General features: G+C 44.3%; 24 protein-coding genes. 4 read left to right on the forward strand and 20 right to left on the reverse strand.

Annotation, left to right across the window (positions count from 1 at the left end):
• Positions 1–450 precede the first annotated feature (450 nt).
• Both ACQ5BJ_RS04740 and ACQ5BJ_RS04745 read left to right on the forward strand, forming a co-directional pair.
• Complete coding sequence (locus ACQ5BJ_RS04740; protein ID WP_430108851.1) at positions 451–906, forward strand: hypothetical protein; 456 nt, start codon at positions 451–453, stop codon at positions 904–906.
• A 21-nt stretch (positions 907–927) separates the two neighbouring features.
• The gene (locus ACQ5BJ_RS04745) at positions 928–1512 is read left to right on the forward strand and encodes a hypothetical protein (RefSeq protein ID WP_430108853.1); all 585 of its coding nucleotides are present in this window, start codon (positions 928–930) and stop codon (positions 1510–1512) included.
• A gap of 186 nt (positions 1513–1698) precedes the next feature.
• Here the strand turns inward: ACQ5BJ_RS04745 and ACQ5BJ_RS04750 are convergent, their stop codons facing one another.
• The 7 genes from ACQ5BJ_RS04750 to ACQ5BJ_RS04780 form a co-directional block, all read right to left on the reverse strand.
• On the reverse strand, positions 1699–2592 hold the full coding sequence (locus tag ACQ5BJ_RS04750; protein ID WP_430108855.1) for a hypothetical protein: 894 nt from the start codon (positions 2590–2592) through the stop codon (positions 1699–1701).
• A gap of 282 nt (positions 2593–2874) precedes the next feature.
• Positions 2875–3240: a hypothetical protein gene (locus ACQ5BJ_RS04755; RefSeq protein ID WP_430108858.1), complete on the reverse strand. Its 366-nt coding sequence runs from the start codon at positions 3238–3240 to the stop codon at positions 2875–2877.
• A 104-nt stretch (positions 3241–3344) separates the two neighbouring features.
• Positions 3345–3566 (reverse strand): hypothetical protein, encoded by a 222-nt coding sequence (locus tag ACQ5BJ_RS04760; RefSeq protein ID WP_430108861.1) that lies wholly within the window; start codon positions 3564–3566, stop codon positions 3345–3347.
• A gap of 678 nt (positions 3567–4244) precedes the next feature.
• Complete coding sequence (locus ACQ5BJ_RS04765; protein ID WP_430108863.1) at positions 4245–4787, reverse strand: DUF3238 domain-containing protein; 543 nt, start codon at positions 4785–4787, stop codon at positions 4245–4247.
• A 119-nt stretch (positions 4788–4906) separates the two neighbouring features.
• Positions 4907–5125 carry a helix-turn-helix domain-containing protein gene (locus ACQ5BJ_RS04770; RefSeq protein ID WP_430108866.1) on the reverse strand — a complete coding sequence of 73 codons (219 nt, stop codon included), beginning with the start codon at positions 5123–5125 and terminating at the stop codon, positions 4907–4909.
• A gap of 2 nt (positions 5126–5127) precedes the next feature.
• Positions 5128–5232, reverse strand: coding sequence for a hypothetical protein (locus ACQ5BJ_RS04775; protein WP_430108868.1), 105 nt, complete (start codon positions 5230–5232; stop codon positions 5128–5130).
• 416 nt (positions 5233–5648) lie between these two features.
• Entirely contained in the window at positions 5649–6185 is a 537-nt protein-coding gene (locus ACQ5BJ_RS04780; RefSeq protein ID WP_430108871.1) for a hypothetical protein, read from the reverse strand.
• Here ACQ5BJ_RS04780 and ACQ5BJ_RS04785 point away from each other — a divergent pair.
• A complete protein-coding gene (locus ACQ5BJ_RS04785) occupies positions 6172–6432 on the forward strand; it encodes a hypothetical protein (RefSeq protein ID WP_430108874.1) in 261 nt (86 codons plus the stop codon). The two genes, ACQ5BJ_RS04780 and ACQ5BJ_RS04785, sit on opposite strands and share 14 nt — an antisense overlap.
• Before the next feature lie 49 nt (positions 6433–6481).
• Positions 6482–7081 (forward strand): site-specific integrase, encoded by a 600-nt coding sequence (locus ACQ5BJ_RS04790; RefSeq protein WP_430109436.1) that lies wholly within the window; start codon positions 6482–6484, stop codon positions 7079–7081.
• A 71-nt stretch (positions 7082–7152) separates the two neighbouring features.
• Here ACQ5BJ_RS04790 and glnA read toward each other — a convergent pair whose 3' ends face one another.
• The 13 genes from glnA to ACQ5BJ_RS04855 all read right to left on the reverse strand — a co-directional run bounded on the left by glnA (position 7153) and on the right by ACQ5BJ_RS04855 (position 26843).
• Positions 7153–8481, reverse strand: coding sequence for a type I glutamate--ammonia ligase (glnA, locus tag ACQ5BJ_RS04795; RefSeq protein ID WP_005549861.1), 1329 nt, complete (start codon positions 8479–8481; stop codon positions 7153–7155).
• Positions 8482–8523: 42 nt separating this feature from the next.
• Entirely contained in the window at positions 8524–8934 is a 411-nt protein-coding gene (locus tag ACQ5BJ_RS04800) for a MerR family transcriptional regulator (RefSeq protein WP_005549860.1), read from the reverse strand.
• Between the two features lie 207 nt (positions 8935–9141).
• The gene (locus tag ACQ5BJ_RS04805) at positions 9142–10398 is read right to left on the reverse strand and encodes an aminotransferase class I/II-fold pyridoxal phosphate-dependent enzyme (RefSeq protein WP_157267140.1); all 1257 of its coding nucleotides are present in this window, start codon (positions 10396–10398) and stop codon (positions 9142–9144) included.
• 39 nt (positions 10399–10437) lie between these two features.
• Positions 10438–11724, reverse strand: a complete 1287-nt coding sequence (hflX, locus tag ACQ5BJ_RS04810) for a GTPase HflX (RefSeq protein WP_289355766.1) — start codon at positions 11722–11724, stop codon at positions 10438–10440.
• 926 nt (positions 11725–12650) lie between these two features.
• Complete coding sequence (locus ACQ5BJ_RS04815; protein WP_268622872.1) at positions 12651–13130, reverse strand: hypothetical protein; 480 nt, start codon at positions 13128–13130, stop codon at positions 12651–12653.
• Positions 13131–13422: 292 nt separating this feature from the next.
• The gene (locus tag ACQ5BJ_RS04820) at positions 13423–14418 is read right to left on the reverse strand and encodes an AAA family ATPase (RefSeq protein ID WP_430108879.1); all 996 of its coding nucleotides are present in this window, start codon (positions 14416–14418) and stop codon (positions 13423–13425) included.
• 537 nt (positions 14419–14955) lie between these two features.
• Positions 14956–17616, reverse strand: coding sequence for a PBP1A family penicillin-binding protein (locus ACQ5BJ_RS04825; protein ID WP_289355768.1), 2661 nt, complete (start codon positions 17614–17616; stop codon positions 14956–14958).
• A gap of 206 nt (positions 17617–17822) precedes the next feature.
• Entirely contained in the window at positions 17823–18062 is a 240-nt protein-coding gene (gene hfq, locus ACQ5BJ_RS04830; protein ID WP_005549853.1) for an RNA chaperone Hfq, read from the reverse strand.
• A gap of 50 nt (positions 18063–18112) precedes the next feature.
• A complete protein-coding gene (gene miaA / locus ACQ5BJ_RS04835) occupies positions 18113–19069 on the reverse strand; it encodes a tRNA (adenosine(37)-N6)-dimethylallyltransferase MiaA (RefSeq protein ID WP_187698959.1) in 957 nt (318 codons plus the stop codon).
• Positions 19044–19838, reverse strand: a complete 795-nt coding sequence (locus ACQ5BJ_RS04840) for a class I SAM-dependent methyltransferase (protein ID WP_430108883.1) — start codon at positions 19836–19838, stop codon at positions 19044–19046. Before ACQ5BJ_RS04840 ends, miaA begins: the two co-directional genes overlap by 26 nt.
• 55 nt (positions 19839–19893) lie before the next feature.
• Positions 19894–22254 (reverse strand): DNA mismatch repair endonuclease MutL, encoded by a 2361-nt coding sequence (gene mutL, locus ACQ5BJ_RS04845; protein WP_430108886.1) that lies wholly within the window; start codon positions 22252–22254, stop codon positions 19894–19896.
• A 76-nt stretch (positions 22255–22330) separates the two neighbouring features.
• Positions 22331–25114, reverse strand: coding sequence for a DNA mismatch repair protein MutS (gene mutS, locus ACQ5BJ_RS04850; RefSeq protein WP_197267953.1), 2784 nt, complete (start codon positions 25112–25114; stop codon positions 22331–22333).
• Between the two features lie 82 nt (positions 25115–25196).
• Positions 25197–26843 (reverse strand): putative amidoligase domain-containing protein, encoded by a 1647-nt coding sequence (locus tag ACQ5BJ_RS04855; protein ID WP_268599464.1) that lies wholly within the window; start codon positions 26841–26843, stop codon positions 25197–25199.
• Positions 26844–26985 lie beyond the last annotated feature (142 nt).

Genomic DNA, 26985 nt, shown 5'->3' on the forward strand with positions numbered 1-26985 from the left:
ATAACGACTGGTAAAGATAAAAATAACGTATATATTTAGCCAGTGCTTCGTGCGACGAAAACTGGACAAAGGCAGGATTGCTTCGCAGTCCCGTCTTCGTAGATTTTGCTATTTGAGCCGTGGGTTTATCCTACGGCTTTTTTCTATACAAAAAATAACCTGCCATTATGACAGGTTACTCTTCAACCAATCTCAACAACCCATTTATGTTTCACCCAAAATACAAGCTTGGATAGATAGTGCCCTCCAATTAGATTGTCTCTGAACTTAAAGTTAGCGTTAAATAAAAATACACTCAAAATTGTGAGTAATTAAAATTTACAGCACAGAACCACATACTACCTTTTAATTTTGTTCATTAAGGATACTTTCAAAACTTTGAGAAAATATAACTTTATAGTTATCGATAAAATGCGAACCTCAACTAACTAACAAAGGAGGACAAACACGTTGATTTCGCAACCACAACTCGCAGGTATTCAAGCCGTAATGACTCCAACTATTCCTATTCCGCCACTGGTCAGAGGAGAACCACAGAATTTTCCACAACAAAATGCCATGCTAAACAGAACGTACATTAATTTGCTTCAGGATTGGGGGTTCGAGCAACAGAATAATTCCAGAGTATCGTTGCCATGGGAAGTAGAAGGTTCTGCTACAAACGCTGGAATCGAATTTAACGGAAATAACGTTAATGAAGGAACTAAATATGCCTGGATTTCTGGTACTACTGGATGGCACGCCATTAAGCAGAGAGTTCATCTAGACCCTTCGAGTCGCTACCGGCTTGAAGGCTGGGTAAGATGCTCACAGAACGTTGTGGATGGATACTTCGGTGTACGATATCCAAACTATGGTGGCCCCTACATGATCGTGAAGGAAACAATTTTTGGGGGCTCAGCATAATACGAGTGGAAATGGCTGAGTGTGGACTTCAATTCAGATGGATCCAGCGGTGATTACACCGTCTATGTAGGCTTCTGGGGACCTGGTACAGATGCTATGGTACAGGTGGATAATCTCACCCTCCGTCCTATAGAGCCAGATTTCAACCTTGTAGATGACAATCTGTTCGATAATCAGACAAAAGCTTTCACCATATCCGCGCCATGGTCTACCGAGGGTGATGCTGTGAAAGGTGTTATACTCGGTGAAAATGCAGTCGCATATATCCGTGCATCTTCGGGGTGGAATGCAATCAATCAAAGAATTGCTACGGAATTCTATGGAACCCACACTGCTTGGGCTCAAGTTAAAACTTCCACGAATGTACAGAATGGGTTCTTTGGCGTTCGGGACATGAATGGAAATATTGTTAAAGAAGTCATGTTTGGCCCGTTGTCGGACGGAGCTTCACCGCTTACATTTTCCTTCAACGGAACAAACGATCCGATGATGACACTCTATATTGGTTACTGGGCTCCCGACACCGACTCCTGGATACAGATTGACAATGTTGGTGTATTTGCTCAGAGTAGCTTTGTTGATAGCCGACCGTGGACTACTTCCTGACTTCGCATGCCAATGCGGTTAATAGTATATTGATACTTCGGTTGTCCCAAAAGTCTAAACGACTTAGGGCAGAGGCTGGAATAGTGATTCAGGCATAAAGAAGAAATAAAGGTAACAAAGCATAATAAAAAGAGCCGCAGGGATGCTTTCCCATACGGCTCTTTTCGGTATCATTTTAATATTACATTAACCTTGACCGTTATATGGGAGGTTGTAGACATTTACATAACCTGACGCTCCAGTATCTGAACTCACATTGACGACTTTTAATTTCACATTATCTCTCCGAGTAACAGTACTGATCCACCCCTCAAAAGGAACATCAGAAGTATATTTTCCTCTAAATGTATTAGCGCCATAAACATCATCGCTAATAATTCCATATTTGACAATTTGATAAGTTACCTCATCACTTCTACTATACTGAACACCAACAATATAAACAGTACTAAAATCCATATCAAATGTACTAGAATATGCTGTCTTATTACAATAAATAAAGTTACAATTAGGTTTCATTAATGAAAAATTTACATATGCATGACTTCCAGGTTCTTGATTAAAAGGTGTTACAACATTATTTTTCGCATGAAACTTATTTAGCTTATTAATATCCCGCTTGACATCACTTGACATTGTTTCAACACCAGTGATATATAATTTCCAATCCCCATCTAGGTTTATGACTGGTATACTGACATTGTTTTTTTCACCATTATCATTTCTAGTTAGAGTTATGTTTGCGGTTAAAGTATTATTACCATTATCAATAATACTACTCAATTCAGTACTGGAAAATGGATTATCCCGCAATATTGATGAATATTCATTAATTTGCTCCTCAGTTGAACGAAAACGTGTATCGATAGCCCATTTAGCCATTTCACCTGGATCTTGTTGTTTTGAAGCATTGATATATCTCTCAACCGCTTCTTTTGCTTCGCTGACATAGTCAACCTTGGTACTGCCTTGCCCTAATTTGGCTAAGGTGTTGTCTGTACTAGATGCATGAACTGGAACCACAAACATTGTAATGGCTAAAATTGTACCAACAAGAAGTGAATAAATTTTCATTCCCAAGTAACCCATCTCCCTCTTTATGAATATTTGATTCTTTACCAATATACTCCAATTCACAAACCTTATTCCCCATTTTCTTTTCCTGTTTTTTTATTGAGATACTTTGAGATAAGGTTTTTTGTTTTTATTCTAGCATTGAGGACTAAGAGCAAATGTTTGATGGTATACAGTGTGAAATAAAAGGTATACTGGAAATGAATCTGGTGCTGAAGCAGATTCGGAACTCAAAAAAAGCCGCGGGATTCTTACCCCAGCGGCTTTTTTGATCCATAACTTCATCAACTATTCCCAATTGCGTAAATAGGCTTTAGCAACGCCTCCCGTTTCATTCATTAAACGTACTCTGTACTCACATTTACTAGACATCTCAAATGTACGAGTAACCGATCCAACACCCTTAATCTCCACATCTATATATTTACTGTCACACGAATTCATAACAGCAGCTCTGGCATAGTTTAACCCGCCGCTTTTTGTTGTTGACAAAGTAAACTTACCGTTTTTGTCTTGTCCACTTATGGATTGGACTTTATTATCTTCTCCTGGCTGTGCCACTACCTCTAAACTATCATTCCCAGCAAAAACAACAGAAGCAAGCGTTAAAGTAAGTGTACAGAAAAGAGAAATTGATACGAATTTCTTTTTCACTCAAAAACCTCCTTTATTTTGCTATAGGACAGCCTGAAGAATCCACAGACTTCCTCACTTGTGGCTCCATAAAGAAGTCTGTTTAATTACCAGTTTACACCATTTTAACATTTTTGAATAGTAATCTTTCTTAATTTTCCATTTCGTGTTGTTACACGACCACCGGCAGCTTCAACCACTTCACGGACAGGTGCAACTGCTCTTCCGTTTACAACATGTACCCCGACGATTTTCTTGCCGTTTACGATAGCGATCTTTGTAGCATTATCCCATACGAGTTTAGCCCCCAATGTGTCGGAGGCAATCACCTTTCCTTTAAACTCCACCGTTGCAGTTTCGCCACTAGATTGTAAGGATGTTGGCTTCTCTACCGCTGCACTGCGCAGTTTCAAGACTTAGTTTGTTTATGCAGAGAGGTTCATCCAATGATTCCCTAAAAATAAGCCCCCCGACATATTTACTTTTTTTAACACATATATAATACTCACAGTTAACCCCAATATCATAAATCGAGGTGAGACATTTGCTATCATATTTAAAGGGAGCCGGAAGCTCCCTTATTGTCGCAATCATTATTTATGTGTATTTCATTATTAATTTACCTGAACACTCCGGAATGAATTTGTACCATAAAGGAATCGCAGTAATTTTCGTGTTGAATTATTTAGGATGTCTTTTCGGCTGGGGCTTACGCAATATTTTGCTCAGATATGACATTAATAATTTCCTGGTGGGAATCTTATTGTACGCTATTTTAGGAGCAGTTTTTGTTTTTATTTTGAGCGCAGTAATTCCTACACATTCAATATTATATTTGATGGCCATTACAGGTTCTGTAGTTTATTATCTTGTTCAAAATGAAAAGGTATCTCAATGGTTCATTATAACTTTAGGCCCTATCATTGCTCTCGTTTTCTATATCCACTTTAGTTCTATTAACGTTTAAGACAAACAAATGTGGCTAGAACTCGTATGTTTCTAGCCACATTTGTTTCGTATAATTTTTAGAAGCAACGTTGAGAGAAGCTTTCATCCATTGGCGGGAATAGACTAAATGCATCTTTGCTACCATGATCGTAAGTTAAAAGAGGAACTGGATAATTACCGTCTACTTGTTTATAAATCTCATAATTCGGGAACCCATCATGTCGACCAGACGTGCATACCAGTCCTTTTTTATCAACTTCGAATTTCATATCATAATCAATTGCTGGTGCACCATCAACCAGAGGGTTTCCTGCACTACCAATGGCTCTAAAAGAGAGTTTATCCGACTTTGTACTAATATCAATTAATTTAATATTATCAGTACCTGCTTTACCATAATCTTTAGTTCCGTCTGAATTCAATCTTACGGTCGTTCCTGTTAGTGGCATATTTTCGATAATACTAAGGTTATTCAAATCGATTTTAATATAGTGTGCTGTTCGATATGATCCGTCGAAAGAAAATCCTTTGTTATCACCTTCAAAGACATTGCCAAATGGATCACTAATGCTTGCTGATGGAATAAAAGTTTTAATTTTAATAACCAATCGATTAGGCATAAAAAACTCCTCTCAATCTGTTTTTGGTGAAACGAGGGTTCAATGTGACCTGGCCAAGGTCATTTTGAACAACTTCGTTTCATTAGATAAAGAGAAGAAAACTATTAAAAATACAACCATTATAAAAATTCTTCTATTCCATTAATTTCATCAAATTTATACTTCCTAACTGCACAGATTATTCTTATTTTAATTTCTTGTCTAATATCTTCCTTATTCATATATTTAACAGTTCGCAAAGATTTTTTTATTTTAGGTTCAAATATATCTAGTAATTCTACTAAGGCCTCGTTATCATCTTCCTTTTGAATTTTTTGGACAAGATTAAGAACCCTCATCTTTACCCCTCTTTATTCAACCCATTCCTAATTTTATTCAGTGCTCTTAATTTCATTTTCGACACTGCCTGTTGCGAAATTTTCAGCATTGAAGCTATCTCTATCATTTTGTATCCAGCCAAAAAGTGTAGGTTTAAAACCCTCTGTTTCTCTTTCTGTCAGCAACTTGTTATATAATACTAGTATATTTTCGTCACCTATAACTTCTTCTAAGTCAGATGTTTTCTCTTCTGTTACTGCACATTTAATATCATATTTTAAATGATCATCTAAATTAGTTTTATTTTTTATACGAATGTCAAATTCAATTGCAGAGCGTTTTATAATTAAAGAGATATACTTCGTTAATCTCATCTCATGTAAAAAATTGTTTAAAACGCTTGTTCAACTCAAGAAATAATTCTTTATCATTCGGTGACTTTGACCATTTTTCAAAAATACTCTTATTATCCTTTTCAGAAAGAAATACAATTAGAATTTTTTTGTTAGTTTCATTCATATTTTTTTGTTTCCTTTCAATTGATTATTTCTGCACAATCACTTTTCGTTCCTTACCGTCCCATCCAGTCACTTTGCCGCCAGTTGCTTCGACTATCTCACGTACTGGAGCATAAGCCGTCCCGCCTACCGTCTGGCTACCGACAATCACTTTCCCGTTTACAGTTGCTTTCTTACCCTCATACCCCACCTTACCGCCGAGAGCTTCGGCGATAACGCGAACAGGTGCTGTGACAAGACCGTTCGCAAATATACCATCACAGACCTTCTTCCCATTCAGTTCAATGACAGCTTTTTCGACCTTCCCCATTTGATCGTACTTATGAAGCCCGTACTGATCTATTAGATCGATGAGTAATTTAGGGTAACCAGGATCAGTTGCGTAGCCGCCCCGCGCAACCTCTTGACATGCTGTCTTATAATCCGCATTCAACACGCCATGTGCTGCAGCAATATGTCGGATACGCGAATCTGTCGCCTGGAAGCCGATAAGTGCCTGTGCCTTGTCCATAAACTCCGAAGTACGTAAAAACACATTGAAGATACATATGAATAATATCACTACTCATATTGCTCCTTATTTCAAACAGATAATGCTGCGTGACGTAAAGCCAGATATGTATCAGATTTTCTTAGATAAATTGTTGGGTAAAGGACTTAGTAAAAGGAGTGTCGAGATCGTTCACACAACAGTTTATGGAGCAATGGAAAGAGCAGTGATGCAAAACAAGGTCGAACGAAATCCGTGTAAAGGTGCAATAATAAAGGGAGAAAAAAAGAAGAAAGAAGAAAGAACTAAAGTTTATTGAGTCTGAGGATATTCCAATACTGCTTCAAACGGCATACCGTGACAATTATATATATTGGATATTCTTCAAAGTTTTAATTGAAACAGGTATGCGTAAAGGAGAGGCAGCAGCTCTTAAATGGTCAGATGTTGATCTAAAGAATGGTAAAATTCGAATTGACGAGACATTGGACTTTCAACCCGACAATGTAGAAGAAATGTTTGGTGATACCAAAACTATTAATTCAGAACGGATTATCAAAATCAGTAATGGGTTATTAAACGACTTGAAATACCATGCGAATTGGCAAAACCAAAACAAATTAAATTTAGGAAATTTATATCGGCATGATCTGAATTTAGTTCTATGCCGTTCAAATGGTCAACATATGCCGAAGTCAACTTTATTCAATGCATTTTCGCGTATATTACGGCGCGCTGATTTGCCAGATCTTCCGATACACTCTCTGAGACATACGTATGCAGTATTAATGTTAGAAGCAGGCGCAGATATGAAGTTTATACAGGAACAATTAGGTCATGGTAGCATAAAAATTACCTCGGACGTCTATGCGCATATTTCAAAAAAACTCGAGCAACGAAATATGGAGAAAATAGAATCCTACACTACAAATATTCTGGGGGCAAATTGGGGGCATAACAAGAAATAGCAGTCTTCCACGCCCCCAGCCTCACAAAAATAAAAACCCCAGAAGCCTTGCGGCTCTAGGGTTTGCATGAATTAGTATAATGTCATGTATTGATCGCGTTCCCATTGGTGAACTTGCGTGCGATACATATCCCATTCAATTTCTTTTAATTCCAAAAAGTGCTGTAATGCATGCTCACCCAATGCATCGCAAACCGTCTCATCACGAAGAAGTTCTTCCAATGCTTCCTTCAAGCTGGATGGCAAGCTTGGGATGCCTTCCGCCTGACGCTCTTCTTCTGTCATGACGTAAATGTTACGATCCGTAGGGGCTGGAAGGTCTGTCTTCTTCTTGATTCCTTCCAATCCTGCTTTCAAAATGACCGCCAGAGCCAAGTATGGGTTCGCCGCTGGATCCGGGTTGCGGACTTCAACACGCGTGCTCAAACCACGGGATGCTGGGATACGAACCATTGGACTGCGGTTGCTTGCAGACCATGCCACATAACATGGAGCTTCATAGCCAGGAACTAAGCGCTTATAGGAGTTGACCGTTGGATTCGTAATTGCCGCGAATCCGCGAGCATGCTTTAATACCCCCGCCATAAATTGACGTGCTACCGGACTCAAGCCGAGCTTATCGCTTTCATCATAGAACGCATTCTCCTTACCGTTGAACAAGGAGATGTTGCAGTGCATGCCTGAACCGTTCACACCGAACAGCGGTTTTGCCATGAATGTAGCGTGTAAACCGTGCTGGCGAGCGATCGTCTTCACGACGAGCTTGAAGGTTTGAATTTGGTCTGCTGCCTTAATTGCATCTGCATATTTGAAATCAATCTCATGCTGTCCAGGAGCCACTTCATGATGGGAGGCTTCAATTTCGAAGCCCATCTCTTCCAGCTTCAATACGATTTCACGGCGGCAGTTCTCACCAAGATCTGTTGGTGCCAAGTCGAAGTATCCGCCTTGGTCGTTCAGTTCCATCGTCGGATTGCCCTTGTCATCTGTCTTGAACAAGAAGAACTCTGGTTCCGGACCAACGTTCATGGACGTGAAGCCCAATGCTTCTGCTTCCTTCAAAGCCTTCTTCAAAATACCGCGAGGGCATCCTGCAAACGGTGTTCCATCTGTTGTGTAGACGTCGCAGATCAATCTAGCGACACGATCTTCCGTTACCCATGGGAAGACGACCCAAGTATCCAAGTCCGGGACAAGATACATATCGGATTCTTCAATGCGCACATAGCCTTCGATCGAAGAACCGTCAAACATCATTTTGTTGTCCAGCGCCTTAGGCAATTGGCTTACCGGAATTTCGACATTCTTAATCGTACCGAGCAGATCCGTAAATTGCAGACGGATAAATCGTACATTTTGTTCCTTCGCAATGCGTTCAATGTCTTCTCTGGTATAACCCACAGGGTAGCATCTCCTTCTCCATAAGCTTGTTTAGATAATTATCTATTTAGTAAAGAAACGAGACAACTCGCCTTGAATCAGCGATACTTGCCCCGGTCTGTTACCGGCTAAAAGCTGTTGCTTCAACATGCGGTGCAGCTGGAGATCGGACATTTCCTTGCGCTTGCTCTCCGAAGCTTCACTAAGCACAGTTGCCTCTTCCGATTCCTTCGTTACCGGATTGAGCACTTGCTTGATGCCTGCGATGTTGACTCCTTTTTCAATAAGTGTTTTGATTTCAAGCAATCGCTCTACGTCATTGAAGGAAAAAAGACGCTGGTTTCCAGAAGTACGAGCAGGCATAATTAATTCATGCTGTTCGTAGTACCGAATTTGACGAGCAGTCAAATCCGTCAGCTTCATCACGATGCCGATTGGAAACAACGCCATATTTCTGCGAATCTCATCTCCCACCGCTTATCAACCTTCCTAGTTTGTCATAAAAGAAAGTTTACGTGCTGTGTACGCTAACTGACATCACATCATAAAAACGCCTGTCTAGCGCAGTCGCCTATCAGTGAATTTACTCCTATCAGAAGTGTGTTATGCCTTTCTTGTTCTCATTTTATCCCCCGGAAGTAAATGTGTCAATGGATGTAAGGAAATCTAACAAAAAAATATTTATAGTTCCAACAACCCTCGATCTACCATTGTTTGCAAGGCTGTCATTGCCCCAAGTTTTGCATGAGCGTACGTAAGCCCACCCTGCATGTAAGCCGTATACGGCTCACGAATTGGCGCATCAGCGGATAATTCTAAGCTGCCTCCCTGAATGAAAGTACCTGCCGCCATAATGACCGGATGCTCATATCCAGGCATGTCCCACGGTTCAGGAACAACATGCGCGTCAACAGCCGATGCTTTTTGGATGCCTTGAACAAATGCAATTAGATGATCCGCCGTATGGAAGCGCAGCGCTTGGATCAAGTCGGTACGAGACGCAGTCCAATGCGGAGATGTCTCAAATCCAAGCTCCTCGAACAAAGCTGCCGCAAACACACTTCCTCGTACGGCTTGTCCCACGATGCTAGGGGCAAGGAACAGCCCTTGATACATCGAACGAGTCATACCAAGCATAGCCCCCACTTCCCCGCCAATTCCAGGCGCAGTCAAGCGAGATGCTGCTGCCTCCACATGGGCACGCTTGCCTACAATATATCCGCCCGTTTCAGCAATTCCGCCTCCTGGGTTTTTGATGAGCGATCCGGCCATCAAATCTACACCAAGCTCCGTTGGCTCTTGAAGTTCGGTAAACTCTCCATAGCAATTGTCCACAAATACAATCACATCCGGCTTGATCCCTTTCACTTGCCGTACCATTTCACCGATCTGCTCTACCGTGAAAGATGCTCTCCAACCATATCCGCGAGAACGTTGAATGCCAATGACCTTCGTGCGTTCTGATATACTAGCGCGAACTTGTTCCCAGTCCACTGCTCCTTCCTCAGTCAGCGCAACCTCATTATAGGCCACACCCCAATCGCGCAAAGAGCCTGTTCCATCATGCTCTTGTCCAATTACCTTATGCAGCGTGTCATAAGGTGTACCTGTAATGTACAGCAGTTCATCACCCGGACGCAGTACGGCGAACAGCGCGGTGCCTATCGTATGCGTACCTGATACAAAGTGGGGTCTAACCAAGCCTGCCTCTGCACCGAATACTTGTGCATAAACTTCATCCAGCACCTCGCGGCCACGGTCATTGTAACCATAGCCTGTAGACCCTGCAAAATGAAAATCACTAACGTGATGCTTCTGAAACGCCTGAATGACCTTCCACTGATTCCGCTCGGCGATTCGTTCTATCCCCCGCACCTGTCCGGCAATCTTCTCTTCTATTTGCTGCTCCAATTGCTCCAGTCTTGCTGTAAATTGCATTGTATTCATTCCCCTTAGTCCATTCCCATGAAGGAAAGCTTATTTCACTACGTAATCATTTAATTTGTAACCGTGCTGTTCAGCAGCAAGTCGATCCAAGCGAACCTTCAGCAGCAAATCGTTTTCGTCAATTTCTTGCTGCAAAACCTCACCCATTCGATAGATTAAGGCAATTAAATCTCCACGATCAGCCGCGATTCGGTAGGTTATTGTCTGTCCTGCCAATTGATCCTGCACAACCTGCCGAATCCGCTCCAAATCACCTTCATCATATGCACTAATAATAAAGTGACTTTTGTCATGGGGCAGCATTTGCCGCTGTTCGGGTGTACACAAATCCTTTTTATTATAGAGTACAATTTGCGGCTTGGCCCCTGCTCCCAATTGCTGTAGGATATCCTCTACAACCCGCATATGATCTTCACGCATCGGTGAGGAGGCATCCATAACATGCAAAATAAGATCCGCCTCATTCACTTCCTCTAAAGTCGCTCGAAAAGCAGCAACGAGATCATGCGGCAAATTTTGAATAAAACCAACCGTATCTGTTAACACAACTTCTTTCCCGCTTGGCAGCTCCCATTGACGAGAAGTTGGATCTAGCGTTGCGAATAACTGGTTCTCTACATATACATCTGCTTGTGTCAGCTGACGCAATAATGTCGACTTCCCAGCATTGGTGTAGCCAACCAGCGCAACTTGATAAGCCCCTGTCTTTTTGCGCCTTTCTCGATGCAGATTGCGGCTGCGAACAACTTCATGAAGCTGACGCTTCAAATCAGAGATACGGCCTCGAATATGCCGGCGATCCGTCTCCAATTGAGACTCCCCCGGCCCTCTTGTGCCAATTCCGCCGCCTTGACGGGATAAGTTCTTTCCATGCCCTGATAGGCGGGGCAGCAAGTATGACAATTGAGCCAGCTCAACCTGTATAATACCTTCTCTTGTTTTCGCCCGTTGTGCGAAGATATCTAGAATGAGCTGCGTGCGATCAACAATTTTGACGTCCAATGCCTCTTCCAGATTGCGGACTTGGGCGCCTGACAGCTCTTGATCAAATATTGCGGTCGTTGCACCCAATTCATCGATCACTCCGCGCAGCTCCTGAACTTTCCCCTTCCCTATGAACCATCTTGGGTCTCGGAATTCACGCTGCTGTGTCATGGTTGTCAAAACCTCAACACCAGCGGTTTCAGCCAGCTGTACCAGCTCGTCAAGTGAATATTGGGGATCAACCCCGCTTCTCTTGACATCATCCGTTATTAAAGTCACGAGCACAGCTCGATCGGGTATATTTTGATTTGTATGGTGAGGCTCTTTTCGCATTCGCGTGCATTCTCCTTATCGGTTCATCATCCATAAGACCATTGCACTCATGTTCAATGGCATATACGTTGTACAGTATACCTCATTTTCGCTCTCATTTTAAATCCTCTGGTTTTTTAGTCATTAATTCAAGCTTTCCCGGAGATTGCTGCGGATATAGCTGTAAAAGACGCATGCCTGATTGCACAGCCGACTCCATCACATTTCGAACACTAACCGAGCATTACTAAACAGGTTAGGCTCAAGTACTTTCTCATCTAACATAACTTCAATTGTGCCTGGGTAACCGGCATAAGCACGTAATCATGATCCTTCGCTATTAATTCTGCGATGTGCAGCCGCTCTTCCATAGAATAACTGCAATGATTTTATTTTCTGGGAAGTTAACCGCAGTCAATCTAATGCCACTTAAATGAAGATTCTAAGAAATTATGAAAAACAAAAAAACATTGATAGATCATAGAATACTAAATGAAATAGCTTTGATTTTTTTTGGATGCGAACTTATGGCTCCCTGTTAACGAGATCAAAAAATAAATTGGAATTCTGTTGAAAAGAATTTGATTAAAGCACTGCGGAGCATAAGGAACTGGTTAATCACTTTAAAGAAACTAATCTTACAAATGGGGAAAGTTTTGCGGTGTACGAAAAAACTATTGATGGAAATGGAGTTCAGTATTATCTAATAAGGACTAGGGGTGTAAATAACATTAAGCTTCCAGTCTTACATTTTCAAATGTTTTTCATGCATAACAGAGCATGTGGGAGAAGGAAGATGCCCAAAGTCCACGTGAAGTGTGGGAAAGGGAAAGGTTGATTCAAGCGACCTATATAGCGCAAGATGAATTGGAATGAAAGTTTGATTTCACTGTATATAGCAAACGGGAGCCTTCTTAATAAAAGGCTCCGAGTTAATGGGCTAATAGTTAGTGATATTCTTTTCCCTGATAGATAACATACCCAACAGGTCTGTGGGTAAAATGGATTACTGGAGATCTATCTCGATTATCTTCAGTGGCATATGCATGACCATGATCTATGTATTCGCCTTGCAATTCAATCTCTTGTCCCTCAGCAATACCACTTATCGGCTCTGCTAATCCCATATGATCGCCATATCGGATTGCGACAAAAGTATCCTGTTTCATGTCAACTAGAGAAGCAGGGGCTCCTTTAATGTTAATTAGTTCATTAATTTTAACATCAAAATGTTGGTGCATCGCTCCTCTTCGTTCTCGATCAGGATATACTTTTACAATAGTAGCCTTAACATGCACAACAGGAGCATGCAGGGACAATGGATGTAGTTGATGACCATATGAATCATTGGTGATCGTATGTCCAAAATGGGGGTGCTTTTCTAAATTGTGGTGGTGACGATTAAGTAGATACTGATGACTAGACACTTTTGAATCCTCCTTAAATGTGTGATGAAAAGTAGTGTTGCCAAAAGTGCCTTAAATATTCGATAAATAAATGAAATGTCGTGTGCCTAAATAGATGGAATAGAATATTTCATGAGGGAGTAGAGGATTCATTTGTAATTTCCTTTTTAAATTTAAAGATAACGACAAATTAAATATTGCTGATATCGTTATTCATGATGTTGGTAAATTTAATAATGCCCGTTTATTGGTAATTAAATTATGTATTCCAAACCCCCTCTCTGTAAATTGAGGGGGATTTTTTTCGATATAATCAGATAAAACTAGGAATGTTGATTCGTTCCGTGTCATCATCTTTACTTGCAAAGTCATCATAAGTTAAGTTTCTTAAATTTGCTTGTGATAACTTACCTTTGTTGTACTTTATTAATCTTACTGCTTGATTACGAATTGCCTTCTCGATTAAATTTCTAATAAAGCGCCCATTACTAAAATTATAATTATCCTCTTTTTCTTTTGTGATCAGTTCCTTTATCTTCACTACTGCCTCTGGAAGGATTACATACTCTCGCTCTAAGGCCATTTTGTAGGCTATTTTGAGCAATTCATCGTTTGAAAAATCAGGGAAATCGAGATGAATTGAAAATCTTGAAGGTAGACCTGAATTTGTTAGCAACATTTCATCCAATTCATTTCTATACCCTGCAATTATAAGAATAAATTCATTCTTATGGTCTTCCATAAGTTTCACCAGACAGTCGATGCATTCCTTACCGAAGTCTTTCTCACCACCTCTTGCAAGACTGTATGCCTCGTCAATGAATAATACCCCGCCTAACGCTTTCTTTACAACCTCTCTTGTCTTTTGTGCGGTGTGACCAATATATTCTCCTACAAGATCAGCCCGATGTACTTCAAGCAAGTGCCCCTTGCTTAATAAGCCCATTGTCTTAAAAAGTTTTGCAAGTATTCTCGCAACACTCGTCTTACCCGTTCCTGGGTTTCCTTTGAATATCATGTGGTATACCTGTTCATTAACCAGCATTCCCTCGTTCTTACGGTGCTGATTAATTGTCAACATAGCGTAAATTTGAAATACCAATTCTTTAACCTTATCTAAGCCAATTAGACCATCGAGTTCATCAAAGATTTTTGCATACTCCTCTATATGTTCACTTTCTCCACCACTTTCTTGAGCAGCAGGTGGTATAATATTTACTTCATTGCGAATTTCGCTTTCTTTACTGTTATTGAATACGATGCTTACTTTATGATCTTTTGTTGTTATAGATCTATTGTCAGAAGCCATGGTATCACTTCCTGAACGTTATCATTTTCCCACTCAATATAGTCTCTAAATCTTTCTGAGAATTTAGTCGGGCACGTGCCTTTAGCGATATCGTAGTTAGATTGTATTTACGGAATAATGTTTTTATGTCCCACCAATTGCTTTCAATGTCCTAGCAAGGTCATCAAAGAGATCTTTAGTTGCAGACACATTTAAAACCCCAAACTCTTGTGTTAACCCGCATGCTTATTGCTTACCAAAATTCTTTTTCTCCACCGCGAGCCAGGCTGTATGCTTCATCAATTTGTCGATGTTTCAATATATTCTATCGCCTTACAGGTTATTAGCAGAGTTTGTATCTACTATAGCTAATCCCGCACTTGCTTTATTCCTATTCACGCCCACATTACAAGCAGAAGCAGATTCAAGACCTCCTTTCACATAAGCAGGCCATAAAAAAGAGTGTGCAGCAACCTACTCTGCACACTCTACACGTCCCCTTATGCTGTTTGATACGGACTGTTCATGTAATTGTCCAACACGCGTTATCTATTTATCTCAAGCTGCTTTATTCACGTTAGATTGAATTTCTACAGGAGCATCTTCAGTCCCCGCTCCGCCATCTTTCTTACTGCTGTTATCCTTCTGACCACCATGATTATTGATGTGATTCGACTCTTTCGTGCTGAGACTATTAATCCCTGTGGAGCCATCATTGGAATTATTGTAACCTGGTGTACCGGATCCCGAGGAACCATTATCCTCTGGCGAGCCAGAATTGTCACTGCCATCTTCATTACCTGTACCGTTATCGCCAGTTTCCGGCTGCTGGTTATCCGGATTTTCCGGTTCAATCGGCGGCGTCGGATCGACTGGATTTTGCGGATCCTCCGTTGTCGGAGGATCAACAGTCGGTGGCTCAACTGGAGGCGGCTCAACTGGTGTTTCTTCCTTGATCGTCACGGACGCTTCATTCGATTTGCCCGACTCCTCTGTTGGCGTTGACGCAATTATATAATACGTATAGGTTTCGCCAGGGAAGACACCAATATCTTCTGCTCCAGTCTCCTTAAGTCCTTTCAGCAACTGAGTGAACTTATTATCCTTGGAAGACTTCCGATAGACCTGATACGAAACATTATCTCCAGATACTCGATTCCAGCTCAGCGTCACACTCTTCGAATTTTCAGAATACGAGGCGCTTAGTCCGCTAACTGCCTTAAGCTCCTCTGGTTTCTCTTCCACTTTATCCGGCTTGTTGAACGAGCCTGCCTTCTTGCTTTGCAGCGCCTTGCCCATAACCTCACTGAACATCTTTGACGCTCCGCGGCTGCTCTCATGGATAAGGTGATTTCGGTCAGTCTTGTCATATCCCATCCAGACAGCTGCAGTCCATTCCGGTGTATAGCCAACAAACCATGCATCTCGGTCGCCCTTGCCATTGTAACCTGGCACGGAATGCTGAGTCGTACCCGTTTTACCTGCAACAGTACGGCCGCTGATTTGTGCATTTTTACCTGTACCATTCGTAACGACTTCGCGCATCATTTCAGTCATATAGTAAGCCGTTTTCTCACTCATGACCTTTTTGCCTTTTGGTACGTGATACACATAATAGTCATTGTTTTTGCGGTCTGTAATCTTCGCAATTGTATAGGAATCATAATAATTCCCTCCGTTTGCGAATGCATTATAAGCCTCTGCCATGTTGATCGGTGTAACCCCATGCGTCATCCCGCCCAATGCGATTGACAAATTATAATCGTCATTCGTCAGAGGGAAGCCAAGATTTTTCGCAAAGTCAAACCCTTTCTTCAGGCCAATATCATTCAGTATCCATACGGCAGGGATGTTGATGGAACGTCTAACCGCTTCCGTCATTTCCACTGACGTCGTATAGCCCCCAAGGTTCGTTGGACAATAATTGCCGAAGCATTGCTTCTCATTGTTCAATCTCGACCACGGGAAATACTTGCCCGTCTCCAGTGCTGGCGCATAGGACACGATTGGTTTGAAAGATGATCCGGGCTGCCGCTTCACAGTAGCACGATTCAATCCTTTGCGGGCGTAATCCCGGCCCCCTATCATCGCGATGATGGAGCCATTGCTATGATCCGTAATCACCATTGCACCCTGCATTTTCGTGTCATCCTTGCTCTGCTCGAACATTTCGTCATTATTGAATGCATTGAACATAATGCGCTGAGCGTTAGCATCCATCGTAGTATAAATATGATAGCCGCCACGATACAGCTCATCCTCGGTAAGTCCTGTTTTTTCTGTCGCTTCCTCTATCATGTAGTCAATGAATGCATTGTACGCCTCGTCTTGCTTATTCTCCGATTTTGCCGAATGCCCCGACATTTTCGGATCGTAATCCACCGCCGCTGCGCTCTTCGCCTCTTCAGCCGTAATATAGCCTTGTTCATACATCAGTTGAAGAACAACAGCTCGGCGTTCCTTCGAACGCTCTGGACTCGACAGCGGATTATATCGCGACGGCGCTTTTGGAATAGCTGCCAAAGTCGCTACTTCCCACAGTTTCAAGTCATTTAAGTCATCTTTATTGAAATACACCTTCGCTGCAGCTTTGAGACCATATGCATTTTTACCGAAGAAGATTCGATTCAGATACATCGTTAAGATTTCGTCTTTCGAGAAGTGATTCTCAAGCGCCAGTGCGATCGATACTTCCGTAGCTTTACGGAAAAATGTCTTGTCACTCGTAAGGAACATGTTCTTGGCAAGCTGCTGTGTAATGGTACTGCCGCCTTCAACAAGGCTGCGCGATACAACGTCCTTTACCATCGCTCGTCCAATCGACCACAGATCGACCCCAGAGTGCTCCTTAAAGCGACGATCTTCCGTCGCAATGAATGCATTGCTTACGAACTCCGGAATATCTCTCGGCTCTGCGATTTCCCTATGCTCTATGCCTTTGCCCAGCTTCGCAAGCTCGGTACCATTTATATCATATACTGTGGATACCTCCGCCAGCTTGAACATATCCGCATCCTTATATTCACGCATCAGCCGCTCTCCGTTCAATAGTACGAACAAATAACCGCCAACGGCACAGAACACGGCAAATGCCGTCGTGAAAAACATAAGCCAAAACGTTTTTTTCCAAGTCCATTTCTTTTTCTTCTTAGCTTTGTGCTTAGGATTTCCATGTGCCGGTTTGCGCGTAAGGTGTGCTGGTTCTTTTTCCCTTGTCATCTGCATCCGACTCCCTTTATTTCTTTGATTGTCTCTCTCTTCATACCTTGTCGAGATACGATTGAAACATATCCCTCATACTTATACCCAATATGACTACGAATGAAAAGAACAACCCTTCAGGGTTGTTCGGCAGCGACTATATTCCATTAGACGTGATGGAGGGGCAAAAAGTTGCATTGGCAATCTGCCCCATTCCATGTCAATTACGCCTCGTTCTGATGATCTTGCATCAGGGATACGTTACGTTGCGGCGTGAATGTGGAAATGGCGTGTTTATACACCATTTGTTGACGTCCTTCGCTATCAATGACAATGGTAAAGTTATCGAATGCGCGAATGACACCACGAATCTGGAATCCGTTCGTCAAATATACGGTCACTGGAATGCTTTCCTTACGCAATTGATTCAAAAATGTGTCTTGAATGTTAATAGATTTATTCATCGTCCGTACCCCCAATAATCATGAGATTGTGTTGAAATATATTCAACCTGTTATCGAAACTTTCCTGCTATGTGCTTACAAATTTTTTCAAATTGTTGATCTGCACGTTCTGAATCCGTGACATCAACCCAGTGAATGTCCTTCATGTGACGGAACCAGGAGAGCTGGCGCTTTGCAAATCTTCTTGTGTCGCGCTTGAGCAGCTCAACGGCAGCATCCAAAGACATTTCACCCTCAACATACGCTGCGATTTCTTTGTAGCCAAGACCTTGCATCGATACCAGATTTCGTGAGTAGCCCTGTGCAAGCAGTTGGCGCACTTCTTCCACCAGCCCCTCCTCCATCATCATATCGACTCTTGCCTCTATTCGTTTATATAGCATCTGCCTATCCATTGTCAAACCTATGATGCAAAGCTCGAACGGAGATTCCTTCTTCTGACGAGCCAGTTGGTTCGATAACGGTTCGCCTGTGAGATGGTATACTTCCAAGGCTCGGATTACCCTGCGCTGATCGTTTGGATGCAGTCTTTCCGCTGATTCGGGATCCACTTCGCGCAAGCGCTCCAGCAATGCCTCATTGCCATGAGCAACAGCAAAATCCACCATTTCTTGGCGAAATGCATCGTCTGCGCCGTGATCACTGAATTCAAAACCGTAGCAGACGGATTCCACATAGAGTCCCGTTCCCCCAACGATAAATGGGGTATGATTGCGGCTTGTTATCTCATCGATCAAATTGCGACATTGTAATTGAAAATCGGCGACGGAATACGGTTCATCCGGATCCAATATGTCCATCAAATGGTGCTGAATTCCTTCGCGCTGCCCCATCGGAAGTTTTGCTGTACCAATATCCATTTGCCGATATACCTGCATACTGTCACCAGATATAATCTCACATTGGAACTCCTTAGCCAAGTCAAGACTAAGCTTCGTTTTCCCAACTGCAGTCGGACCAATGAGTACAAGTAGTTTCGGTTTATTCCTTATCGTTGCCTCCGGCAATGTCAATCACCCCATATGCCAATTTCGCTCCGGACGGTAACACACGGGTAAATCCTAGCCGGGCAAATTCTTCGCTGTTCTTTACTTCCTTCATGACCACTCTCTTGCGAGCTACGCGGCAAGCTTCTTTAATCGCTTCGTGCGTCAAGGCTTCATGGTTCGCCATCGTCCGCAGCGGATCTATCGATGCTGAGCTCGTTACAGGAGAACGGAACATCGGATCGAAGTATACCACATCTACGGAACGGCTCGGAAGTGAGCGGAGCATGCTTAGATGATCGGCCTGCTTCATTTGAATTCGACGCATTGCCTGGGTAACCTCTTTAACACCACTTTCATACAGCTGCAGCCCTTCATGTACGAGCGCGAACAGCGACGGCTCGCTCTCCAAGGCAGTAACCCGACCGTTCGGGCCCGCCGCAACGGCAAACACCAGCGCATCGCCTGCAAGTCCGGCCGTACAATCCAATACCTCATCACCAGGCTGAATGCCGCTCGCAGTTATCATTCCATCTGCATCACCGGACAAAATGCGCTTTGCCCGCACATAAGCCATACTAGGGTGATAGGTCAACTCAGTGCTGCCTAGCTTCAAATAGCGTACACAATCATTTAGGTAGACGAGAAATTCATCGTCGCCATATCTGCGCTGCATGCGAGGCAATGTCTGATTCCGGCGTTCAGCATAGTGCCATCCGAACAGCTTGGCCATCTTCCGTGCCCGCTCTTTTAGCTCTGGTGACGTATACTCGCCTGTCGTGACTATCATTTGCTCCTCCTCATTATATACGCTGGGGAAAGGGAATTACAAATCCTCGCCTTTCTTACATTACCCGCTTAAACATTTTTTCCAGATCGTATGTGGTAAATCGAATAACGATCGGTCTTCCGTGCGGACATGTAAATGGCTGACGACATGTTCCCAATCTTACAAACAGCGTCTCTGCCTCAGCTGCTGTCAAGCGCTGATTCGCCTTAATCGAAGCTTTGCAAGAGCACATCGTTGCTGAGGCTTCTCTTAATTTCGCAATATCGGGCGCTTTCTCGTTCAACACCCAATCTGTCATTTCTTGAATGATATTGGCTTCTTCCCCCTTAGGGAACCAGTATGGATGGGAACGAATCAGGAACGTTTGCCCGCCGAATGGCTCCATCACGATACCAACCTGCTCCAGCAAATGCATGCGTGAGCGGATACGCTCAGCATCAGCAGGCGTAAACTCCAGCGTAATTGGTAGAAGCAGCTCTTGAGAGGCCTCTACTGGCTTGCCGAAGCGTTCAAAATAATATTCATAATTGATTCGTTCATGCGCAGCATGCTGATCAATTAAATACAGTCCTTCTTCGTTCGATGCTATCAAATATGTGCCATGCAGCTGACCGATATAAGATAATGCTGGGAATTTCGGCAATGCTGCACTGTCTGCGCTTCCTTCCTCGGTCAACCATTCCTTCCACTTCTCCGTGCCAGCCTTCGTTGCGGACTGCCCGGCTTGCTGCTTCGAATTTGGATACGACTGATATGACTTCGCCTTCGAATCCGAAGCTCCTGCACTGCGGCCTGCATAGGAGGTCGATGGCTCTCGAATGCTTTCACCCGACTCAATGCGGTTCGCAGCCAATTGCGAACTTGCAGACTCATCGGGTACAGAGAAGCGCACACCATGATCTGCTGCTTGTTGATGTACTTCTGGTCTGTCCACAGCATCGTCATTGCCAATCGCGGAAGCTTCAGGCTGTATAGCCGCATCAGTGCTTGCATTAGTGGTTGCATCAGCGCTCATTTCTGATTGCAACGGAATCTTCGCTTCGCTTCCTTCCACCAGCCTTTCAGGACGGTTTGCCTGTTCCCTTACAACTGCACGACCCTGTGAAGAATCAATGGAAGACTCGGAATCATTAGAAGCGACACCAGAAGAATCATTGCCTTTATTCTGTTCCCGATTCTCAGCGTATTCTTGGCTGCGATTTACGGTTGACTGATTGGATATCCGAGTCTCATTAGCAGAATTTCGAAAAAATTCCTTTGCCGAAGATGAATCTGATGACGAATCAGATGCTATGACCAGCGCTCCCATCGGCTTCAACTGCTTTTCTTGATTCGCTGCAATCGTCTCTGCCGCTTCCCATTGCAGCTCCGCTTGCTCCACGTACGTTCGTACCTTAGCCTTTGCGGGAGCAGCTTCTGGAATAAGACGCTGCTTGTGCAGCAATGTCTTCACGGTTTCTTCGATGAAGGCACACAGCTCGGCTTCTTTGCTAAAGCGCACCTCCAGCTTGGCAGGATGTACGTTGACATCCACTAGCGAGGGGTGCATGTTAACATGAAGGACAAGCATTGGATAGCGATTAATGGGCAAGAACGTATGATATGCACGAAGAATCGCTTGATTCAGTGGAAAGCTTCTTACATATCTGCCATTTATCATCCATGACATCGCATTGCGGTTCGAACGAGTCAGCTCAGGCTTGCCAATATAGCCTTCCACCTCGAAATCCAAATGCTCCCCTTTAATATGCAACATCCCTTTTGCTGTCTGAACACCGTACACAGAAGCGATAACCTGCAGCAAATCACCATTACCGATTGTTTGCAGCAGCGTATGCTCATTATGCTTCAGGGTGAACGCAATATTGGGATAGGACATTGCCAAACGATAGATTAAATCAGAGATATGGCCAAGCTCTGTCTGAATCGTCTTCATATATTTCAACCGCGCAGGCGTATTATAGAATAAATCGCGAACCGTGATTTCCGTTCCCTGCATGGATTGTGCTGGTTCAAACGATTTAATCGTGCCGCCCTCAATAACAAGGCGTCTGCCTAAGCCGCTCGAATCTGTTGACGTTACCAGCTCTACCTTGGCAACAGCCGCAATACTCGGCAGTGCCTCTCCACGGAACCCTAAGCTGCGAATCGAGAATAGATCCTTTCCTGTCTGAATCTTGCTCGTCGCATGCCGCAAAAATGCATTTTCTGCATCATCATCACCAATACCAGAGCCATTATCCTTGACTCGGATGAGCTGCAAGCCCCCTTCCTCTACAGACACATCAATGCGTGTTGCTCCTGCATCAATCGAGTTCTCAACTAATTCTTTTACAACTGAAGAAGGCCGCTCCACCACCTCGCCAGCGGCAATCTGGTTGGCAATATGCTCGTCCAACACTTTAATAATGGCCATTTCTCACACCTCCCTAGCTCCCGACTCTGATAGGAAATATTCACTATTATCAAATCATTTTTCAAATTATATCAGGTCATTTCCGAATCATTTCACGAGCCCGCTTCATTAAGTCATGCAGTTGATTCATAGCTTCCAGCGGGGTCATTGACATTACATCCACATCCGTTAAGGAGCCGATGAATTCCTTCATAGCACTCACTTCCGCCGCATGTTCGGCTGAAAACTTCTGCTCCTCAAGCTGTTGGCTTTGCTGCGGCTCAACTTGATTGAATTTCTCCGTACCATTTTGCTGCAAATATTCATCTCGAGCTTCTTGTACGCGCTCATCCATCTTCTCAGCCTTTACAACAGGTGGTTCCGCTGATACTGCCGTCTGATCCCAGCCAAATAAGGACAGCTGCTCTACATGATTCTCAGGGCGCTCGCCTTCAGTGTTTGATGTTAACGGCTGTATATTGTCCCGATCAGCAGATTCGTAATGACTTAGCAGGTCATACGCACGATCAATTATCTGATCAGGCAGCCCGGCTAAACGCGCGCAATAGATGCCGTAGCTTGTACTTGCCGCGCCCGAAACCAGCTTGCGGAGGAAAGTAACTTGATTGCCGCTTTCCTGCACAGCCATGCATACATTTTTCAAGCGCTGCAGACGATCGGCCATATGAGCCAGCTCATGGAAATGGGTCGAAACGAGCGCCTTGCAGCCAATTCGATTATGGACATACTCCACTACAGCCTGGGCAATCGACATCCCTTCACTTGTAGACGTCCCACGACCCAGCTCATCGATAATAACCAAGCTGCGGCGCGTTGCCTTTTCTGTCATCACTTGAATGTCCATCATTTCCACCATGAACGTACTCTGTCCGCCTATTAAGTCATCCGCAGCCCCAATTCTCGTGAAGATCCGATCGACAATCGGCATTGATGCCCGTTCTGCAGGAACGAAACAGCCAATCTGCGCCATGATCGAGATAAGGGCTACTTGACGCATGTATGTGCTTTTACCGGCCATATTCGGCCCTGTAATCAGCAGCATCGTCGCATCCTGCTCGGTCAGCTCTGTATCGTTCGCCATGAAGTCTCCGCCCTGCATGACAGCCTCAACGACCGGATGACGGCCTTCTTTGATATGCATATCCAGCTGTTCCGTGAATTCCGGACGAACATATCTCCTTGCTGCACTTACTGCCGCAAGGGATTGATAGACGTCGATTTCAGCAACCGCTTCTGCCAAGGCTTGCAGACGACGAATCTCGCTGCCGATTCGTTGACGCAGCTCACTGAACCGCTCATATTCCAAGCCGAGCATCTTATCCTCTGCTTCGAGAATCAGTGCTTCCTTCTCCTTCAATTCAGGAGTAACGAACCGCTCTGCATTGGCCAGTGTCTGCTTGCGCTCGTATCGCCCTTCTGGAAGCGAGGACAAATTCGACTTCGTTACCTCAATGTAGTAACCGAATACTTTGTTGTATCCGATCTTCAGCGACTTAATGCCGGTTGACTCCTTCTCTTTCCGCTCTAATTCGGCGATCCAGCGCTTGCCGTTCACACTCGCTTCTCGCAGCTGGTCGAGATATTCATCATAACCTGGCTTAATAAGCCCCCCATCTCGGACTGATACAGGCGGCTCGTCCACAATAGCGCTATCAATCCAATCACGGATATCCTCACAAGCATCAAGTTCACTTACCCGATTGCGCAGCGTGGCAGACGAGGTCTGTTCGCAAAGCTGCTTCAGCATTGGAATTTGACTTAGTGAAGATTTTAGGGCAACCAGATCGCGTCCATTCGCCGTTCCGAAGGCAATGCGGCCTACGAGCCGCTCCAGATCGTACACCGAGGACAATTGCTCACGCAGTTCTTCTCTCCAAATGAGATGATGATACAGTGTCTCGACGGCTTCCAGCCGTTCCTCAATCACGTTCCGATTCATCAGCGGTTTATCTATCCAGCGGCGCAAAAGTCTTGCCCCCATCGATGTCTCCGTACGATCAAGCAGCCAGAGCAAGGAGCCTTTCTTCGCACGCTCGCGTACCGTCTCCGTAAGCTCCAAATTGCGGCGCGTAAATGGATCAAGCACCAAATATTGATCGGGATCATAGGTTCGAATGTTCGTCAGCTGACTTAATGAGCGCTTCTGAGTTTCCTGCAAATAGCCCATCAGTATCGCAAGCGCCTGCTGCCGTTCATCCTCCAGACGAGTCCAGACTGCTTCTCCAAATTGCTGGCGTGCCAAGGCTTCATCCTGGCGATTCCACTCCGTAAGAAGTACAGAACGGTTCCATGACTTCGTTAGCGGCTCTGCCTCTTGAAGCAGTGCTGCATGACCAATGATTTCAGTCGGCATATAGACATTCAGCTCGTCAATTATCCAGGATTGTCCAATAGGCGCAGATGTTACAATCATTTCTCCCGTGGACAGGTCGCAAGCTGCCAAGGCATTGCTCGTGCTTCCTTGTGAGAGGCACACAAGATAGTGATTCGTCTTGTCATCAAGCAGTTTGCCTTCCATTACGGTGCCCGGCGTAACGATTCGAACGATTTCACGGCGGACGACACCCTTAGCTGTTGCTGGATCCTCCACCTGCTCACATATCGCTACTTTATAACCCTTTTCGATCAAACGTTGAATATAATTATCTGCTGAATGATAAGGCACTCCGCACATTGGAATTCGATCCTCAGCTCCACTGCTGCCTCTTCCCGTCAGTGTAATCTCTAATTCCTTTGATGCTAGAATAGCATCGTCAAAGAACATCTCGTAAAAATCCCCGAGGCGGAAAAACAAAAAGGCATCCTTAACCTGTTCCTTGATGCTTAAGTATTGTTCCATCATCGGTGTCAGCTTCACCATAAACACCCTCCGATAACATAAGTAGAATTTTATTATAGCAAAAAAGGAGCGGCGACTCACGCGCATTTCACGCCGTCACCGCTCACTGGATATCAAGCCATGCATTTCGCAAATCCTCATTCTCGTCCCATGTCCATTTGGCACAAATTCGGTTGCGGAGTGATTGAATGGATTTCTCGACTTCGCATTGTACACCCTTACTATCATCTGTCCGCCGCTCATTCTTGCTTTTTACAGCTTTACATAGCAATTCATCCAGGAGCTCGATCGCCAATTGGCGCATTGGCAGCTTTCCTGCACCTGCATATTGGATATCCTTCTCTGCAGCGTGTGCGTACAAAAATGCCTGAATTACGTCCTGACGTACACTGTCGCGCCTTGTAAGTCTTGGATAACATACTACTACCGTATAGAACAAAGTTAGGATCTCTAACGTCAATGCTGGAGTAAAAATGAAGCACGGGAGCGTTCGGTATTCAAATCCGCCTGCTCCGCCGTGGTCATGCTCGCGAACATCCCCGTAGGTTCCGTATCCTGGGCGCCTTTTTCTCGAACCAGAGGGCTGTTCAATGAATGATAGCGGGAATGCGACATAGGTATCCAAGGCTCTTATCAAGTCCGAGGTTAGAGCAACCCCGCTAACATGGATGTGGCCCCCTAACGAAAACCTTCCTCGTGGACATGAGCCACCGAGCCAAACCAGATTGGGTGTCTGCATGCTCGAACTGCGTTTACCCTTAATGATGTTCTCAGCAAGCTGCACCGCCATGCGTACGTGTTCCACAAGCTGTGCAGGCCGTTCAGCAGGTTCAGGACGCAGCTCCATAAGTGGAAATAGAATGCGACCTTGCAGACGTACTGCATCACAGCCTGCAGCACCACTCTTCGGCAAGTAACGCGCAGCGGAAATAATCTTGGCTGTACGGGTATCATACAAAATTAATTCGACATCCATTCCGAGCTTGATCCCCGAACTCCTGTCCTGAATTTGTACCTGCTCAATCGACTCTTCCTGCCATACTGCCGCGTATCTTTCTCGCACCCATGCCGGCATGCGCTGCGGCACAGGATCGATATGCACAATGACATCGCCAAGCTGAGGCTCATCCAATACCCCAGTTGGCAATTCTGTTACTCCTTCCTCCGCGGAAGAGGAAGTACAGCGCAGTGTGACCGATGCGATGTCCCAGCCTACGGCATACGCTGCTCTCAGCGCCAACCGAGCCAGCCGTCGATACGGCGGCTTGGACCAATCATCAAGCGGATGATACAAAGGCGCCCCCTGCGGCGGGTTGATGCTCTGTGCGGCAGCGACAATTCGGCAGCCATTCACCCAGAAGCAGATCGTGCGTACATAATGCCGTCCCGAATTCGGCGGCAATTCATCTGCCCACGTGGCCCATTCTGCGACAGGGAGTCCCCACAGCTTCAAGCGTTCACGCATGGAGCCTGATTTCCAATAAGAAGCATAGCGATTGAGTACAATTGTTCCTGACTCCGCTTGATGACGGAAGGCAGCATTGTAATCCATTACAGCCTGCAGCGCCATGTTTCGATTCCACCAAACGACAACCTTACCATGTTCCTTCACTGCAATGGACTGGGCACCTGCCCGTATAAATTTGGACTGGGCAATCGTCTTCACTCTGTATTGCTTCCATATATCCGCTGCTTCCCGATTATCCGTGACGACAATTACCCGTTCATCGCTAACAAGGTCTCGGCTCATGCCTCCATCTCCTTCACAGCCGGCAAATAGATAGCTTCGTACCTTCCATGCTTCATCGTGTCTTCAACAAGTTGTTATGTATTTTGTTTTGAATCCAAAAAAAAGGAGGGCTCCCGCCCTCTACAATCATTCCTTTGCTGCA

This window comes from Paenibacillus sp. B1-35, from assembly GCF_050474385.1.
GTDB classification, from domain to species: domain Bacteria; phylum Bacillota; class Bacilli; order Paenibacillales; family Paenibacillaceae; genus Paenibacillus_B; species Paenibacillus_B alvei.

Excerpts from the sequence above, each read along its gene's own strand:
- ACQ5BJ_RS04840 (WP_430108883.1), bottom strand. The coding sequence starts at position 19,838 with ATGATAGTCACGACAGGCGAGTATACGTCACCAGAGCTAAAAGAGCGG.
- ACQ5BJ_RS04805 (WP_157267140.1), bottom strand. The coding sequence starts at position 10,398 with ATGCAATTTACAGCAAGACTGGAGCAATTGGAGCAGCAAATAGAAGAG.
- ACQ5BJ_RS04765 (WP_430108863.1), bottom strand. The coding sequence starts at position 4,787 with ATGCCTAATCGATTGGTTATTAAAATTAAAACTTTTATTCCATCAGCA.
- hfq (WP_005549853.1), bottom strand. The coding sequence starts at position 18,062 with ATGAATAAATCTATTAACATTCAAGACACATTTTTGAATCAATTGCGT.
- ACQ5BJ_RS04775 (WP_430108868.1), bottom strand. The coding sequence starts at position 5,232 with ATGATAGAGATAGCTTCAATGCTGAAAATTTCGCAACAGGCAGTGTCG.
- ACQ5BJ_RS04855 (WP_268599464.1), bottom strand. The coding sequence starts at position 26,843 with ATGAGCCGAGACCTTGTTAGCGATGAACGGGTAATTGTCGTCACGGAT.
- ACQ5BJ_RS04770 (WP_430108866.1), bottom strand. The coding sequence starts at position 5,125 with ATGAGGGTTCTTAATCTTGTCCAAAAAATTCAAAAGGAAGATGATAAC.
- ACQ5BJ_RS04825 (WP_289355768.1), bottom strand. The coding sequence starts at position 17,616 with ATGACAAGGGAAAAAGAACCAGCACACCTTACGCGCAAACCGGCACAT.
- ACQ5BJ_RS04785 (WP_430108874.1), top strand. The coding sequence starts at position 6,172 with ATGAATAATATCACTACTCATATTGCTCCTTATTTCAAACAGATAATG.
- mutS (WP_197267953.1), bottom strand. The coding sequence starts at position 25,114 with ATGGTGAAGCTGACACCGATGATGGAACAATACTTAAGCATCAAGGAA.
- hflX (WP_289355766.1), bottom strand. The coding sequence starts at position 11,724 with ATGCGAAAAGAGCCTCACCATACAAATCAAAATATACCCGATCGAGCT.
- ACQ5BJ_RS04820 (WP_430108879.1), bottom strand. The coding sequence starts at position 14,418 with ATGGCTTCTGACAATAGATCTATAACAACAAAAGATCATAAAGTAAGC.
- mutL (WP_430108886.1), bottom strand. The coding sequence starts at position 22,254 with ATGGCCATTATTAAAGTGTTGGACGAGCATATTGCCAACCAGATTGCC.